Origin of the sequence: Aureimonas sp. Leaf427 (assembly GCF_001425485.1) — a bacterium.
Lineage (GTDB): Bacteria > Pseudomonadota > Alphaproteobacteria > Rhizobiales > Rhizobiaceae > Plantimonas.
Map to the genome: position 1 here is coordinate 121,933 of NZ_LMQW01000003.1, position 16,098 is coordinate 138,030.

Below are 16,098 nucleotides of genomic sequence, written 5' to 3' on the forward strand. Positions count from 1 at the left end.
ACGACCCTTAAAAGGCCTTCGACACGGAAAGCGTGAAGGTGCGGCCGCGGCCCTTGTAGTCGAAGATGTCCGGGCTCGCGAGCGCCCCGTAGAGCGCCTTGGCGCGTTGGCCCCAGACGGTCGTGTAATCCTTGTCGAAGAGGTTGAGGACGCCGAAGTTCAGGGTCGTGTCCGCCGCTTCCAGACGGTAGCTGCCGGTGAGATCGAAGAGCGTATAGCCCTCGATCTTGAAGCCCGCATCGTCGTCGAGATCGAAGACGTGCTGCCCTGCCAGCCGGACGCCGAGCGCATCGCCCTGCCAGCCGAGATGGGCGCCGAACTTGGACAGGCTGGAGTCGCCGACCGATCCCTTTCGCCAGTCCTCGTTCTGCTCGAACGCGGTGCGCACGAGATGGCCGTTCACCCCGGTGTCGAAGCCATAGGGCAGTTGAACCCCGAGCTTGCCTTCGATTCCGTAGACCCGGCGGTCCTGGTCGAGCACGTTGATGTTCAGCGTCGTGCGGTTCAGCGTGATGGTCTTGTCCGACAGCGAGTAGTAGCCCGAAGCTTCCGCCGAGAGGATGCCGTCCGCGTAGCGATAGCCGACCTCGTAGGAATTGGTCTTAATGGCCTGAAGGGCCGAGTCGGCGACGTTGGCGCTCGACAGGAGCGTGTAGCGCCCGCCCGCCAGCCGGTAGTTGCCGATCCCGTAATAGCGGCCGGGATCGGGCAGTTCGAAGCCCTGGCTGAAATTGGCGTAGACGTTCTGACGGTCGTCGAAGCGGTAGATCGCGCCGGCATTGAAGAGCGCGTCGTCATAGGAGATCGAGCCGCCGGGAATGGTGTCGGCGGAGGTCCCGCGCCCGAAGAGGACCGAGACCTGCTGGGGGAAGCCGACGAAATCGTCGACGTCTGTATCGACATACTGATAGCGCACGCCGCCGGTCAGCGTCAGGGCGTCGGTCGCCTCGAAGCTCGCCTCCGCGAAGCCGGCCAGGGTCGAGACCTCGATGCCGGGATAGAGGCCGGTCTCGCCGATGGTCTGGAAGTCGAGCCCGCCCGTGCGCCCGGCGATCGCGGGATCGAACACCCTCTGCGAAGAGCTGAACGCATCGCGGTCGCCGTCGACGCCGTAGGTGATGCGCAGGCTATCGAGCGGACGGGCGACGAGCGCGGCCTTGAAGCCGTAATAGTCCGTGTCCTGACCGCTCGCGCCGAAATAGAAGAAGGGCGAGGTGGCGGGGAACGGATTGAAGTCGATCTCCTCGCTTCGGTAGAAGCCCTGAAGCAGAAGCTCCTGCCCGAGAACGTCGGTGTCCGTGTAGGCGCCGTTCAGCATCACGCGCTTCGTTGCCGGATCGACCTCGGACGCATAGCCCTTGCGGGTCTCGAACAGCGAGGGATTGCGCAGGGCCGCGAAGTTCGGCCCGTAGTAAAGCCCGTAGTCGCTGTCCTGGCTGCTGTCGAAATACTGGGCGCTCAGTTCCAGCCGCCGGCCTTCGTCGATCTGGAGACCGGCCGAGCCGAGGAGGTCGATCCGCTCGTTGAAGGCGAGCGAGGTCTGCGTGATGTCGGGCACGAGGATCGTGCCGCTGCCGTCGTAGAAGGCATTGGTCTTGTTGCCCGCGATCGAGATGCGGGTGTCCCAGAGATCGTCCTTGTAGGTGATCGCGGCGGCGGCCTTGCCGTCCTTGTCGTTGCCGGCCTGGAAGCCGCTCTCGGCGCCGGCAAGGATCTCCCCGTGCAGGCCGGGCTCGGCATCCGCGCCCTTCTTGGTGATGATGTTGATGATGCCGCCGGTCGCGTTGCCGCCGTAGAGCGAAGTCGCCCCCGACAGAACCTCGACGCGCTCGATGTTGAACGGATCGATGGAATCGAACTGCCGGCTGAGGCCGCGCGCCGAGTTCTGCGAGACTCCGTCGATGAGGACGAGGGCGGTGCGGCCGCGAAGATTCTGCCCGAAGGAGGTGCGCGCGGTGCTGCTCGCGGCGTCGAAGCTCGGCACTTCCTGGCCCAGCGCCTGCTGCAGCGACTGGCCCGAGCGAACGCGGGCCTGAAGCGTCTCGCCCTCCACGACGTAGAGGGTACGGGCCGTCTCGGAAATGCGCTGCGGCGAGCGCGCGCCGGTCAGCGTCACCGTGTCGAGGACGATCGGCTCCGGCGCCGACGAGGCCGCAGCCGTTGCGGGTGCCGATGCCGCGGAAGCGCTCCCGTCCTGCGCGACGGCCGGAGACATGAGGCCCGCCGAAAGACCCATCGCCATCAGGAGCGAAGGCCCGGCCACCAGGCGGGACAGGCAGCGCGGACGGGCACGGTACGAGCGCATGAAGTGGTCCTCCGGGCATCGAGATATGCTGGAACGAACGAAGACGATGCGATCTTCGAAGTTCTTTCTGGAGCGATTCAAAGCAATCGGCGGAAGAAGGAAGATCGAAGGCCTTACGAATGAGAAGGACGCGCCAACGAAGGCGGCATCTCTCCGAGCGTGGATCGCCTAATCTTTCTCCAGCGGACTTTCCGTCGAAAGGCGCTACGAAAATGTGATTTCTATGGTCAACTTATAAGTGCGCATCATGGGGAGAAACGCTCAACCCTCCATGAGGAATTCTTTGTTCGATATCAGAATGATAGAAATTCCAGTGGAGTCATCGAGCCTGCAGAAACTCGTTTTATGAGTACAATACTCATATTAATGTTGCCGCCTTGCATCATCCGGGAGTAGAGGACAGCCGGCTCCCGTCGGAGCCCTCGCACCCGAGAACGACTTCGATGCGACCGATTCTGCCGGAGAGGAACCTATGGCAACGCGAGAGCTGGCGGGCACGCCGTCCCCCCGAACCGACCCGCGCCGCCTCTTCGCCGTTCTCGGCGGCCTCTATCTGGCACAAGGAATTCCGACCTATCTCTTGATCGTCGCCCTGCCGCCGCTTCTCCGCGAAAGCGGCGCATCGCGAACCACGATCGGCCTCTTCTCCCTCCTCATGCTGCCCCTGGTGCTGAAATTCGCCTGGGCGCCGCTGATCGACCGCTATCCGCTCGTGCGGCGCCTGGGGCATCGCCGGGGATGGATCGTGCCGACGCAGATCGCCGTCGCGCTCCTCATCGCCGCCATGGCCTTCCTGTCGCCGACGCAGACCGGGCTCCTCTTCGTCTGCGCCCTCTGCATCACCCTTCTATCCTCGACGCAGGACATCGCGACCGACGGCTTCGCCGTGCGGGGCCTCACCGAGGAAACGCGGGCCGTGGGCAATGCCATCCAGGCCGGATCGGTCGCCCTCGGCGTCATCGTCGGCGGAACGCTCTCGCTCGTCCTCTTCGAGCATCTGGGCTGGCGGCCTGCGCTGCTGACCGTTTCCGTCCTGGCGATGCTTCCGCTTCTCGTCGCGCCGCTCATGGTCGAGCGCGCCGATCCGCCGGAGACGAGGCCGGCCGGGCAGCGCACCCGCCCCAGCCTTGCCGCCTTCTTCCGTCGGCCGGGCGCCTGGACGGTCTTTCTCTTCGCGCTGAGCTACCGCGCCAGCGAAGGCCTCGTGCGGGGCATGGAGGGAACCTATCTCGTCGATGTCGGCCTGCCGCTGTCCTGGATCGGCTATCTCCAGGGAAGCGCCGCGGCGGGCGCCGGCCTTCTCGGCGCGGCCGCCGCCGCCCTCCTCATCCGCAGGGCGGGGCTCGCCGCGACGCTGATTCTCCTCGGCACGCTGCGGACGCTCTGCTTCCTCGCCTTCTCGCTGAGCGCGCTCCACGTCCTGCCCGGCTTCGAAGCGGCGATGACGGCCGCCGCCTTCCAGACCTTCGTCCGCTACATGGAACTCGTCGCGATCTACTCGCTCTTCATGCGCGCTTCCGGCACGGACCAGCCGGGCACGGATTTCACGATCCTCACCTGCGCCGAACTCGTCGTCTATCTCGTCGGCACGTCGATCGCCGGTCTCGTCGCCGACCGCTTCGGCTATCCCGCCCTCTTCCTCAGCGCGACCGTGCTCTCCCTCCTCGGCATCGCTCTCGCAGCCGCCATGCTGCGACGCCTGTCCCTGTCGGGCCCAACCGGCACCGACCTTTCCGCCAAACAGAGCGCCGCGGCGCAGACGGGTTGAAACCGCCGGCGTTCCTCGCCGGGAGGGACGATGGCCCGGTCGGGCGCGACACTGCCGGGCCGTTCGGACGAGCCGCCGCCCCGAAAAGAGCCGCCGGCGCGTTCGAAGGCGGAGCGGCACCTCGTAAGGTCTTTGCTCGAAAGCACTTTTCAGGCGGCGGACGGCAGGGTCCGCAGCAGATTGGATACGTTCTAACTTATTGTTCTTGATGATGGTTTTCCGGAAGACTATGGAGAAACGAAGGCGCGGCGGAGGCCGGAAGACGGTGGGGCGAGGCGCCGTCGGATCGGCGGCATCCGCGGGGCGCTGACGCGACCGGAAAAAGCCAGTGAAGGCCGGGCAGGTCCATGACCGATGTGATGTCGACCCATTTTCGGAGTCATAGTCGCTCCCTCCTCTGGCGCGTGCTGCGGATCGTCCGCGATTCCCATGCGGCGGAGGATCTGATCCAGGACGCCTATCTGAAGGTCCATCAGGCCTGCCACACGAGGCCCGTCGAGCATATCGAGGCCTATCTGAACCAGACGGCCCGCAACCTCGCCGTCGATCACTGCCGGCGCCAGAAGCGCGAGGGCGTCGTGGAGAGCTGCGATACGGCGATCCTCGAACGTGTCGAAGCCGAAGGGCCCTCGGCGGAGACGGCCATGATCCACAAGGAGCGGCTGGCCTCCTTCGAGGCGGCCCTGGCGGGCCTGCCCCAGCGGGCGCGGCAGGTGCTGGAACTCAGCCGCGTGGAGGACTGGTCGAACGTGCGCATCGCCGCCCATCTCGGCATTTCCGAGCGCACCGTCTTCAACGATCTGAAGCTCGCGCTCGGCCATTGCCGGGATGCGATGACCCGCGCCGAAGGGCGATAGGCCCTTCGGGCTCCAAGACTTGGCCCCCGCCGCACAGAGCAGGGCGACCGCTCGGGTCCAAAGCGGCCTGAGGCTGCGGCGGGGCGGCTCGGCCCGTTCCGGATCGCCCGGACGCAGCCGGATCTGCGGCCTCGCGTAGGCCGGCTTCGGCTTCGGCAGCGCCGCTCGGTCGCGAAATGCAGGGCCGGCGCGAAATCTTTTCCGGTCCGCGTTTAGAAATCGTCTCATTACACAGGCAGGACGAATCCGGCGCGGCCGCGCCGTCCGATGCTCGGGCAGCGTGCGGCTTCGCCGGATCAGGCGGCGTTGAAGGGGACGATACGAGTGGAACGCGACACGGACCTGGAGGAGAAACCGGACGCGGCCGATCGGCAGGACGACCCCGTCGCCGACGAGGCCCTGACCTGGTTCCTGTCGCTGCGCGAGGCCGGGCCGGAGGCGCCCGCGCGGCAGGACTTCGCCCGGTGGCTCCGCCTCGATCCCCGCCATGGCGAGGCGTACCGGGCGGTGGAAGCGGTCTGGCACTCCGCCGAATTCGGTTTGGCGGCAGCCGCCGCCGCGCCCCGGCCCGCGCCCGCCCCTTCCCCCGCCCTCGCAACGGCCCGCCGCCGCGCCCTGCCCTCGGCCCGCGCCGCAGCGCCGAGGCGATGGGCGGGCCTCTCGCCGCGCCGGCTGGCGCAGGCGGCCTGCCTTGTCCTGGCAGTGGCGGGCGCGGCCGCGATCTTCGGTCCCGGCCTCCTCGTGCAGTGGAAGGCGGACGTGCAGACGGCGACGGGCGAGCGCCGGACCTTCGCTTTGCCGGACGGGTCCACGATGATGCTGAACACCGCCTCGGCCGCTTCCTTCGATTTCGCGGACGGCCGGCGCGGGGTGAGGCTTCTGTCGGGCGAGGCCTTCTTCGACGTCCGGCACGACCCCGCCCATCCGTTTCGCGTCACCTCCCGCTTCGGCAAGGTGGAGGTTCTCGGCACCGCCTTCGACGTGCGCATGGACGGGGCGGCCGACGAGGTGGCCCTGGAGCGCGGCCATGTCCGCGTGACATCGCTTAGCGGGGGCGAAGCCTCCGTGGAACTGCGGCCGGGCGAGGCCGTGACGGCCGGCGGCGAGGCGCTCTCGGCCGTCCGCTCCGCCGATCTGGCGGCCCTGCTCGGCTGGCGCGAGGGGCGGATCGCCTTCGCCGACCGCCCCTTGTCGGATATCCTCGCCGAACTCGGCCGCTACCGCCCGGGGCCCGTCCTCGTCGTGGATGAGAAAGCCCGCCGACAGGTGCTGTCCGGCTCCTACAGACTCGACAATATCGAGGGCGCCATCGGCATGCTGGCCGAGACGGCCGGCCTTTCCGCGACCCGGCTTCCCGGCGGAATCACAATCCTTCACTAAAGACTCAAGTTTCTTTTCCGGTTTTCGCCGCGCGGTCGTCTTCCTCATCGAGGGGCCGATCGGCGTGGGGCGGATCGGGCTCCTCTCGCGATGTTTCGAGGGGATGACGACATGACGGACGATCATACGGGACGCGGTGCGCTCGGCAGATGGCGCCGACGGCACCTGTGGCTGGCGGGCGTGCTGGCCGCATCGACGGCGCTGGGCGGACCGGGCCTGACCGGCATGCCGGCGGCCAGCGCCGAGGAGGCCGGGGGGCCTTCCGCGCCGGTCGCCTTCGCGATTCCCGCGCAGCCCTTGGCCGCGGCGATCGACGCCTTCGCCAGGGCCTCCGGCTGGCAGGTCAGCTACTCGTCCGAGGCCGCACGCGGCCGGACCTCGCAGGCCGTGAACGGCACGATGGCGCCCGAGGCGGCGCTCCGGCAGATCGTGGCGGGCAGCGGCATCGCGCTTCGCGTCGGCGCGCCCGGCTCGGCCGCCCTCGTCGCGGAAACGAGCGGCGCGGTCGCGGCGGGGGCGCCCGCGGCCGACGGCTCCACGATGATCGACGTGATCTCGGTGGAGGGCAAGGGCGACCGGCTGGCGACGACGGGCTCGGGCTTCCAGGGAACGCCGGACTGGGTCTACCGCTCGCCGACCAGCACCAGCGTCGTCTCGCGCGAGGCGATCGAGGCCAATCCGGCGACGCGCAGCGCGGCCGACACGCTGGACACGGTGGCCGGCGTCATGACCAACCGCTCGGAGGCGCAGAACCCCGGCATCGCCGTCATGGTGCGCGGCCTGCAGGACCAGAACCGCGTGACGACCAGCATCGACGGCGCGCGGCAGAACTTCCAGCGCGCCGGCCACGGCTCCTACCAGCGCGCCTATGTCGACACGGCCTTCGTGCGCGCGGTCGAGGTGGAAAAGGGCGCCGTCACCGGCGTCGGCGGCGCCGGCTCGCTCGGCGGCGCCGTGAACTTCCGCACGCTGATGGCCGACGACCTCATCGAGCCCGGCCGCCGCTTCGGCATGGAGCTGGAAGGGGGCACGGGCACCAACGCCTTCAAGTCGGACGGCTCGGCCGTGGCCGCCGTCCGCCTCTCCGACGACTTTTCGCTCCTCGCCGGCATCGGCGGCAAGAAGATCGGCGACTACGAGATCGGACAACACGGCGACTTCAAGTACGCGAACGTCGCCCAAGGCATCACGATCGTCGATGACAAGACGCTCTTCTCGCGCTCCGACGTGATGAACAGCCTGCTCAAGGCCGAGGGCAACCTCACCGACGACCTCTCCTTCGATGCCTCCTGGCTGCATTACGAGGCGACGGCTGCCCAGGGCGGCTATCCCGGCGGCGTGTTGCGGCGAGACGACGAGGACTTCACCAACGACACGGTGACGACCTCGCTCACCTACGACCCCGCCTCCGAACTGATCGACGCCAAGGCCCGGTTCTGGTTCAACGACATTTCCAACGACGAGATCCGCGGCTACGACAATCCGCTGCCGGTCTCCTACGGTATGCAGAGCCTCGGCGGCAGCCTGGAGAACACGAGCCGCGTGACCCTGCCTTTCGGCGACCTCGCGCTGCACTATGGCGGCGAGGCCTTCCAGGACGATGGCGATACGACGACCACAGACCAGAAACTGCCGAACGGCGCCGACCTCGCCTACGGCTTTTCCGGCCCCAACCCGGCGGGCAAGCGCACCATGGCCAGCGGCTTCGCCAATGCGACGCTGGAGCACGGGGATTGGCTGACCCTGACAGGAGGCCTGCGCTACGACCATTTCAACCTTAAGGGATCGACGCTCGTTCAAGCCCAGGGGATCATACCGGCGGTTGCAGGCGCCTGCTTGGAATGGGAGGATATCGACGGCGACGGAACGCCCGATCCTAATGGCCTATGGATGGATGAGATCCTTTGGGTTGCTGTCCCTGGTCCAGGGCCGAACATCTCGTTTGAAGCAGCCGGATGCCGGCGATCATCCCCCGGAACGGACGCCGTTCCGTTCGAAGCGCAGTATCCGGTGAATGTCGACCAGTCCGGCGGCGCCTGGCTTCCCTCGGCGACGGTCGCGGTCAAGCCCTTCGACTGGCTGCAGCCCTTCGTCAGCTATTCCCGCACCTACCGGCCGCCCGCCGTCACCGAGAGCCTGATCTCCGGCGGCCATCCGGGGGTGCCCTACGAGAACGCGCCCAACCCCGATCTCAAGGCCGAGGAGGGGGAGACCTGGGAGTTCGGCGTCAATATATCTAGAGATGCTTTAATAACCGCCGAAGATTATTTCAGAGTGAAGGCCGTTTATTTTGACAGACGCATTGAGGACTACATCACTCTAGGATATACATGGTTTCAGCCGGCGAACAAGCTGCTGACGAGTTTTGTCAATCTCGACGGCGAGACGTCCATGAGAGGCTTCGAACTCGAGGCCAGCTATGATCTCGGCTATGCCTATGTCGGCGGTGCCTACACGAGGATGGATACGGACTGGGCGAACAGCTACACTCTCGTTGCACCGGGAGAGTGGGCGCAGACAGGCACTTCGCCGAGGCCGGCCGTTCTCTTCGAGGCGCCGGAGGATAAGCTCACGGTGGATGCGGGCCTGCGCCTCTTCGACCGGCGGCTCGTGCTCGGCGCCCGCGGCACCTACGTCTCGGACACGCTGCCGAAGTTCGGCCAGCTCCTCCAGACCGTCGATTCCTACAAGGTCTACGATCTCTACGGCTCCTTCGAGTTCACCAAGCAGGCCAAGCTACGGGTCGGCGTCAGCAACGTCGCCGACGAGGCCTACGTACCCTCTTTAGGATCTGCCTCCTATCCCGCTCCCGGCCGCACCTACACGGCCGCGATGAAGCTGAAGTTCTGATCCCTTTCCGGGTCGCCCATGAGCGCGCCCGACACAAAATCCCCGGCCCTTGTGCCGCGGATGAAAGGTTCGCCATGACGACGAACCAGCATTCCAACCGAGGAAACTCCCATGGTAGCGACCATCAATCTGACGACGACCAACCGCGATCTCGTCGGATACTTTACGAACTGGACAAACGGTTTCGGCTATAACGGAAACGGCGAATTCAGCCCGCTTCCCTTTTCTGGCAACCAGTGGGCGGCTGGAAATGTCGCTGGGACGACCAATACCGGCGTCATTATGAACGGCAACCTCGCCTACGTTCCGCCCGGCGGCTTCACCGGAACGGTGAACAACCTGCAGTTCGGAACGGATCTCAACGGCTCGGCCGCGACGGGCTTCAGCCTCGCCACGGCGGGCCTGACCGTCCAGATCGGCGACGCGCCGAACGCCACGTTCAACGGGGCGGTTTACTCGCTCTCGCATGGCGGCAGCTTCACCGGCGTCACCTCCGCGAGCGGCACCGCGCAGCCGGGCTTCTACGACTATTTCGGCGAGGTCGGCACCGTTCAGAACGGCACGAATAGAGAGGACAAGCTCTACAGCTTCGACGGCAACGACACGCTGAACGGCGGAGCGGGACGGGACACGTTCGTCTTCGACCGGGACATCGACGGAGCCCTGTCCACGACGATCGGACATGACACCGTCACCGGCTTCGTCGCCGGCGCGACCGGAGATTTCATCAATCTCCAGCTTCAGAGCACGGCCTTCGACACGTTCGCCGAAGTCTATGCCGCGGCGACCCAGGTCGGCGCGAACACGGTGATCAACTTCGGGACGCTGGGCGACATCACGCTCTCCAACGTGACGAAGACCGCCCTGACCGCCGACAACTTCGTTTTCGCCTGAACCACGGATCGAAGATCGACATGTTTGGAGTTTCCAAACGGACGCCGCCGCAGCGTGAAGCTGCGGCGGTGGTCTCGGCGGCCAGGGCAGCTCTCTTTGGAATAGCTCTCGTCAGCGGCGTTGTAAACGTTCTGGCGCTGACCTCGCCGCTCTTCATGATGCAGGTCTACGACCGCGTCCTCTCCAGCCGCAGCGTTCCCACGCTGATCGGGCTCGCCGTCCTCGCCGGCGGGCTCTTCGCCTTCCAGGCCGTGCTCGACGTGCTTCGGGCGCGGGTGCTCCTGCGCATCGGCGAGATGGTGGACCGGCGTCTCTCGGCGCGCGTCCACGAGGCCGTGGTGCGCCTGCCGCTCGAAACGCGCATGCCGGGCGACGGGCTCCAGCCCCTGCGCGATCTCGACAACCTGCGCGGCTTCCTGTCCGGCCAGGGACCGACGGCCTTCTTCGACCTGCCGTGGATGCCCTTTTATCTCGGCCTCTGCTTCGCCTTCCACACCTGGATCGGCGTCACCGCGCTCGTCGGCGCCGTGGTTCTCGTCGCCCTCACCATCCTCGCCGACCGCCTGTCGCGCGGCCCGGTCGAGGCGACCGTCGCCCACGGCATGGCGCGCAACGCCCGGCTGGAAGCCGGCCGCCGCAACGCCGAATCGGTGCGCGCCATGGGCCTGGAAAAGCGCCTCGCCGCCCGCTGGCAGGCCGCCAACCGCGACTATCTCGCCGCCAACCGCCGGGCCGGCGACGTGGCGGGCGGGCTCGGCGCGGTCTCGCGCGCGCTGCGCATGATCCTGCAATCGGCCATGCTCGCCGTCGGCGCCCTGCTCGTCATCGAGGGCTCGGCCTCCGGCGGCGTGATGATCGCCAGCTCCATCCTCATGGGCCGCGCGCTCGCCCCGGTCGACGTCGCCATCGCCAGCTGGAAGCCCTATCTCATGGCGCGCCAGAGCTGGCGGCGCATCAAGGACCTGCTCGTGCTCGTGCCGCAGGCGCCGCCCCGGCTGGCTCTGCCCGCGCCGCGCCATTCGATCCGCGCCGAAGCGCTGACGATCGTGCCGCCGGGCTCGAACCGCCCGAGCGTTTCCGGCGTCCAGTTCTTCGTGCCGGCCGGCTCGGCGCTCGGTATCATCGGCCCCAGCGGCTCCGGCAAGTCCACGCTGGCGCGCGCGCTCGTCGGCGCCTGGACGCCGGCCGGCGGCAAGGTGCGCCTCGACGGCGGCAGCTTCGAGCAATGGGACCGCGAGGCGCTCGGCCGGCACATCGGCTATCTGCCGCAGGGCGTGGAGCTTTTCGACGGCACGATCGCCGAGAACATCTCGCGCTTCGACGCAAGTCCCGACGCCGGCGCGATCGTCGCGGCTGCCGAGGCCGCCGGCGCCGCCCAGCTCATCCTCGGCTTCGAAGAGGGCTACGAGACGCCGATGGGCGAGGCCGGCTCGGCGCTTTCGGCCGGCCAGCGCCAGCGCATCGGCCTTGCCCGCGCGCTCTTTGGCGATCCCTTCCTCGTCGTGATGGACGAGCCGAACGCCAATCTCGACACGGAGGGCGAGGCCGCCGTCGTGGCGGCGATCACCCGCATCCGGGCGCGCGGCGGCATCGCCGTCGTCATCGCCCACCGCCCCAGCGCCATCGCCGCGACCGACCTCGTCCTGATGATGGAGAACGGGCGCATGAAGGCCTTCGGCCCGCGCGACGAGGTTCTCTCCCGCGTCCTCAAACCCACCCCGCCCCTGCGCGTCGTCGCAGATGCGGCACGATAGACAGGAGCGCTCCCATGGACGACGCGAGCATCCGCCGCTCCATCCGCCGCCACCTCGCCCTCGCCTTGGCCGCGAGCACGCTCTTCGTCGCCGTGGGCGGCGGCTGGGCGGCGACCACGAACCTTGCCGGCGCGGTCGTGGCCGGCGGCCATTTCGTCGTCGCCTCCTACGTCAAGAAGGTGCAGCACCCGACCGGCGGGGTCGTCGGCGAAATCCTCGTCCACGAAGGCGAGGCGGTGAAAGCAGGCGCCGTCGTCATGCGCCTCGACGCCACGCAGACCCGCGCCAACCTCGCCATCATCGTGCGGCGGCTCGACGAGCTGACCGCCCGCCTCGCGCGGCTCGAGGCCGAGCGCGACGACCGGTCCGAGATCGCCTTTCCCGCGACGCTGCTCGCCCGCGCCGGGCAGCCGGAGATCGCGGGCGCCATCGAGGGCGAGCGGCGGCTCTTCCAGTCCCGCCGGCAGGCGCGCGAGAGCCGCAAATCGCAGCTCGCCGAACGCATCCTCCAGTTCGGCCACGAGATCGAAGGGCTGAAGGCGCAGGAGACCGCCTTCTCGCGCGGCCTCGGCGTGCTGGAGGGCGAAGTGGCCGATCTCCAGGGCCTGCGGGAGCGCCAGCTCGTCTCCATCCAGCGGCTGAACGCGCTGGAGACGCAGGCCGCCACCTTCGCCGGCGAGCGGGGAGAGAAGATCGCCTTCCAGGCCCAAGTCGCCGGGCAGATCGCGGAAGCGCGGCTGCAGATCCTGCAGATCGACCAGGACCTCAAAGCCGAGGTCGGCGCCGAGCTTCGCACCGTCCAGGGCGAGATCGGCGAGTTCGCGGAGCGGCGGGTCAATGCCGAGGACCAGCTGAAGCGGATCGACATCCGCGCGCCGGACGCAGGCATCGTGCACGAGCTCGCCGTCCACACGGTGGGCGGCGTCATCGCGCCCGGCGACATCGTCATGTCGCTGGTGCCGGAGGGCGACAGCCTCGCCCTCGAAGCGCGCATCCTGCCGCAGGACATCGACCAGATCGTGCTCGGCCAGGAAGCCACGCTGCGCCTCACCGCCTTCAACCAGCGCACCACGCCGGAACTGTCGGGAACCGTCACGCGCATCGCGGCCGATCTCACGCAGGACCCGCGCACCGGGCTCGCCTGGTATCTCGTGCGCATCGAGGTCCCGCCCTCCGAGGTCGCGCGCCTGCAAAACCTCGTCCTCCTGCCCGGCATGCCGGCCGAGGCCTTCGTGCGCACCGGCGAGCGCACCGCGCTCTCCTATCTCGTCAAGCCGCTCGCAGACCAGATCAACCGCGCCTTCCGCGAGGACTGACCCCGGCGCCCGCCCTCCCCCTTTTCAAACCGAGGAACCACGATGATGAGCGACACTCTCGTTCGCGACACCGATACGGCCGAGGAAGGCCGCAGCAAGCGGCTGAAGACCACGACCAGCGGCACGCATCTGCGCCTCGACGAGAGGATCATGGCCGCCCGTCCCTTCGAGAGCCGCGAGCGATACGCGGCCTTCGCGGCGACGCAGTATCTCTTCCACCGCGACATCGACGCGCTCTATCTCGACCGCTCCCTCCAGGCGATCGTCCCCGATCTCGCCGGCCGGCGGAGGCTCTCCAGCATCGCCGCCGATCTCGCCGATCTCGGCTTTCCCCTCCCCGAGAGCGCGCCCTATTTCGCGCCCGCCTCGGCGCCCGACCTGCCGACGGCGCTCGGCTGGCTCTACGTCGCGGAGGGCTCCAATCTCGGCGCAGCCTTCCTCCTGAAGTTCGCCGCCAAGCTCGGCCTCTCCGAGGCCTTCGGCGCCCGCCATCTCGCCGGCGCACCGGAGGGCCGCGCGCGCCATTGGCGGCAGTTCACGGGGGCGCTCGACGCGGTGAACATGACGCCGAGCGAGGAGGCGCGCCTCGCCAAGGGTGCCCATCAGGCCTTCATCCGGGTCCACAACCTCGTGACGCGACATCTGCCATGACGACGGCGCGAACAGGGAAGGTGCGAAAATCGTGCCGGGGCCGTAGCCCGATCGCCGGACCGGCCGCGCCGTGACGTTTCTCCAGGGGCGAGATGCGGGTCCCGGGCCGGCCGGCCGAGCGCTGTGGTGCAGCGCCGGCGCGGCAGCGCTCGGCCTGCATCTCGGGGTCGCCCTGTGGCTTCTGGAGGAACCCGCCGTCGTGCCGGCGCCCTATGAACCGCCGCCCGCCATCATGATCGACCTCGCGCCGGAGCCGGAAGCCGTCCTGACCGAGGAGACCGAGATTTCCCCCGACGAGCGATCGGACGAGGCGAGCGACGCTGCCGACGACGCGAAGGCGCCGGAGGAGACGAGCGAGCCCGACGAAACGCCGAAGGAGCCTCTGCCCGAAGAGGCCGAGATCGCGGGCGAGCCGACCGACATTCCGCCGTCGCCGCTCGCGAAGGCGCCCGATCTCCCCGTGAACGGCCGGCCGGTGCCGGTTCCCGCGGCCCGGCCGAAGCCGCCGGTGACGAAGCCGGTCGAGATCGTGCGCAAGCCGGCGCCGCCGAAACAGCGGGCGCAGGAGAAGCCTTCCCCGAAGGCACAAGCCTCCAAGGCCACCGTCAAGGCGCAGGCCCGCGTCGTCAAATCGGACAGAACCGCCGCGGTCCAGTCCTCGTCCAGCCTCTTCTCTTCCTCGGCCAGCCCGGCCCGATGGGAGGGCCGGCTGAAGGCCTATCTGGAGCGCCGCAAGAAGTATCCGCGCGGCGCGCGGGCGCGCGGCGAGGTCGGCACGGTCTATGTCCGCCTTCGCATCGACGGCGAGGGGAACGTCCTCGTCGCCTGGCTCGCGGGCTCCTCGGGCTTCTCCTCCCTCGACGAGGAAGTGCTCTCGCTCGTCCACCGCTCGTCGCCCGTGCCCGCGCCGCCGCCGGAGGCGAACCGCCTGCTGACCGTTCCCGTGAACTTCAAGTAGCTCGACGCTTCGTGCGTTCGAGAGGCCTGGCAGGACACTTTGCACCGGCAGGAAGGCCGCACGCGTTGTATCCGGCTCCATCGCCCGCGCCGCCCGTTCGCGCATCGGCTTGCGGGGACAGATCGAACTCTCTACCCCTGATCCGTCTTTCGCAGAGCCTGCCAGGAGCGCGCGATGTCCGGTTACCGCAAATTCCAGTGGGACGATGCGTTCCGCCTGGACGAACAGCTGAGCGAGGAGGAGCGGATGATCCGCGACACCGCGCGGGCCTATGCCACGGAAAAGCTGCAGCCGCGCATCAAGCGGGCCTTCGCGGAGGAGACCACCGACCGCGCCATTTTCGAGGAGCTCGGCGAACTCGGGCTTCTCGGCGTCACCGTTCCCGAAGAGTACGGCTGCGCCGGCGCCTCCTACGTGTCCTACGGCCTGGTCGCGCGCGAGGTCGAGCGGGTGGACAGCGGCTATCGCTCGATGATGTCGGTTCAGTCCTCGCTCGTCATGTATCCCATCCTCGCCTACGGCACCGAGGAGCAGCGGCGAAAGTATCTGCCCAAGCTCGGCTCCGGCGAGTGGGTCGGCTGCTTCGGCCTGACCGAGCCCGATGCCGGGTCCGATCCCGACGGCATGCGCACGCGGGCCGAAAAGGTCTCCGACGGCTACCGCCTGACCGGCACCAAGACCTGGATCTCCAACGCCCCCATCGCCGACGTCTTCGTCGTCTGGGCCAAGTCCGACGCGCATGACGGCGCCATTCGCGGCTTCGTCCTGGAAAAGGGCATGGCCGGCCTTTCCGCGCCGAAGATCGAGGGCAAGCTCTCCTTGCGCGCCTCGATCACCGGCGAGATCGTGATGGACGGGGTGGTGGTCGGCGAAGAGGCGCTCCTGCCGGAGGTCTCCGGGCTGAAAGGGCCGTTCGGCTGTCTCAACCGCGCGCGCTACGGCATTTCCTGGGGCGTGATGGGCGCGGCCGAGGCGCTGATGGATGCCGCGCGCACCTATACGCTGGAGCGCAAGCAGTTCGGCCGGCCGCTGGCGGCGACGCAGCTCGTGCAGCTGAAGCTCGCCGACATGGAGACCGAGATCGCCCTCGGGCTCCAGGCCTCGCTCCGCGTCGGGCGCCTCTTCGACGAGGGCACGGTCGCCCCGGAAATGATCTCCATCGTCAAGCGCAACAATTGCGGCAAGGCGCTGGCGATCGCCCGCGTTGCGCGCGACATGCATGGCGGCAACGGCATATCCGGGGAATATCCGGTCATGCGCCACATGCTGAACCTCGAGACGGTCAACACCTACGAGGGCACCCACGACATCCACGCGCTGATCATCGGCCGCGCGGTGACGGGGCTTTCGGCCTTCTAGAGTTTG

At 68.1% G+C, this 16,098-nt stretch carries 11 protein-coding genes; 10 read left to right on the forward strand and 1 reads right to left on the reverse strand.

All coding sequences use genetic code 11. The features are described from left to right. Window positions 1-7: 7 nt before the first annotated feature. Window positions 8-2,236 (reverse strand): TonB-dependent receptor, encoded by a 2,229-nt coding sequence (locus tag ASG62_RS04430; protein WP_156381965.1) that lies wholly within the window; start codon window positions 2,234-2,236, stop codon window positions 8-10. A 541-nt stretch (window positions 2,237-2,777) separates the two neighbouring features. Between ASG62_RS04430 and ASG62_RS04435 the strand changes: the two genes are divergently transcribed. The 10 genes from ASG62_RS04435 to ASG62_RS04480 all read left to right on the forward strand — a co-directional run bounded on the left by ASG62_RS04435 (window position 2,778) and on the right by ASG62_RS04480 (window position 16,092). Continuing rightward, a complete protein-coding gene (locus ASG62_RS04435) occupies window positions 2,778-4,073 on the forward strand; it encodes a RhtX/FptX family siderophore transporter (RefSeq protein WP_056700097.1) in 1,296 nt (431 codons plus the stop codon). 347 nt (window positions 4,074-4,420) lie between these two features. Then, window positions 4,421-4,930, forward strand: coding sequence for an RNA polymerase sigma factor (locus tag ASG62_RS04440; RefSeq protein WP_056700098.1), 510 nt, complete (start codon window positions 4,421-4,423; stop codon window positions 4,928-4,930). Window positions 4,931-5,254: 324 nt separating this feature from the next. Then, on the forward strand, window positions 5,255-6,310 hold the full coding sequence (locus tag ASG62_RS04445; RefSeq protein WP_056700099.1) for a FecR family protein: 1,056 nt from the start codon (window positions 5,255-5,257) through the stop codon (window positions 6,308-6,310). A gap of 111 nt (window positions 6,311-6,421) precedes the next feature. Next, window positions 6,422-9,160, forward strand: coding sequence for a TonB-dependent receptor (locus ASG62_RS04450; protein ID WP_056700100.1), 2,739 nt, complete (start codon window positions 6,422-6,424; stop codon window positions 9,158-9,160). A 111-nt stretch (window positions 9,161-9,271) separates the two neighbouring features. Next, complete coding sequence (locus ASG62_RS04455; RefSeq protein WP_056700107.1) at window positions 9,272-10,054, forward strand: hypothetical protein; 783 nt, start codon at window positions 9,272-9,274, stop codon at window positions 10,052-10,054. Window positions 10,055-10,074: 20 nt separating this feature from the next. Beyond that, on the forward strand, window positions 10,075-11,808 hold the full coding sequence (locus ASG62_RS04460) for a type I secretion system permease/ATPase (protein WP_082537532.1): 1,734 nt from the start codon (window positions 10,075-10,077) through the stop codon (window positions 11,806-11,808). 14 nt (window positions 11,809-11,822) lie between these two features. Continuing rightward, window positions 11,823-13,124: an HlyD family type I secretion periplasmic adaptor subunit gene (locus ASG62_RS04465; protein WP_056700113.1), complete on the forward strand. Its 1,302-nt coding sequence runs from the start codon at window positions 11,823-11,825 to the stop codon at window positions 13,122-13,124. Window positions 13,125-13,169: 45 nt separating this feature from the next. After that, entirely contained in the window at window positions 13,170-13,775 is a 606-nt protein-coding gene (locus tag ASG62_RS04470; RefSeq protein WP_156381966.1) for a biliverdin-producing heme oxygenase, read from the forward strand. Window positions 13,776-13,845: 70 nt separating this feature from the next. Beyond that, window positions 13,846-14,733, forward strand: a complete 888-nt coding sequence (locus tag ASG62_RS04475) for an energy transducer TonB (RefSeq protein WP_056700121.1) — start codon at window positions 13,846-13,848, stop codon at window positions 14,731-14,733. Window positions 14,734-14,907: 174 nt separating this feature from the next. Then, window positions 14,908-16,092, forward strand: a complete 1,185-nt coding sequence (locus ASG62_RS04480; RefSeq protein ID WP_056700123.1) for an acyl-CoA dehydrogenase — start codon at window positions 14,908-14,910, stop codon at window positions 16,090-16,092. The last annotated feature ends 6 nt before the right edge of the window (window positions 16,093-16,098 follow it).

What these genes read in the sequence shown, in the direction of transcription:
- ASG62_RS04430 (WP_156381965.1), bottom strand. Translation starts at nt 2,236, where the DNA reads ATGGGTCTTTCGGCGGGCCTCATGTCTCCGGCCGTCGCGCAGGACGGG.
- ASG62_RS04435 (WP_056700097.1), top strand. Translation starts at nt 2,778, where the DNA reads ATGGCAACGCGAGAGCTGGCGGGCACGCCGTCCCCCCGAACCGACCCG.
- ASG62_RS04440 (WP_056700098.1), top strand. Translation starts at nt 4,421, where the DNA reads ATGACCGATGTGATGTCGACCCATTTTCGGAGTCATAGTCGCTCCCTC.
- ASG62_RS04450 (WP_056700100.1), top strand. Translation starts at nt 6,422, where the DNA reads ATGACGGACGATCATACGGGACGCGGTGCGCTCGGCAGATGGCGCCGA.
- ASG62_RS04455 (WP_056700107.1), top strand. Translation starts at nt 9,272, where the DNA reads ATGGTAGCGACCATCAATCTGACGACGACCAACCGCGATCTCGTCGGA.
- ASG62_RS04460 (WP_082537532.1), top strand. Translation starts at nt 10,075, where the DNA reads ATGTTTGGAGTTTCCAAACGGACGCCGCCGCAGCGTGAAGCTGCGGCG.
- ASG62_RS04465 (WP_056700113.1), top strand. Translation starts at nt 11,823, where the DNA reads ATGGACGACGCGAGCATCCGCCGCTCCATCCGCCGCCACCTCGCCCTC.
- ASG62_RS04470 (WP_156381966.1), top strand. Translation starts at nt 13,170, where the DNA reads ATGAGCGACACTCTCGTTCGCGACACCGATACGGCCGAGGAAGGCCGC.
- ASG62_RS04480 (WP_056700123.1), top strand. Translation starts at nt 14,908, where the DNA reads ATGTCCGGTTACCGCAAATTCCAGTGGGACGATGCGTTCCGCCTGGAC.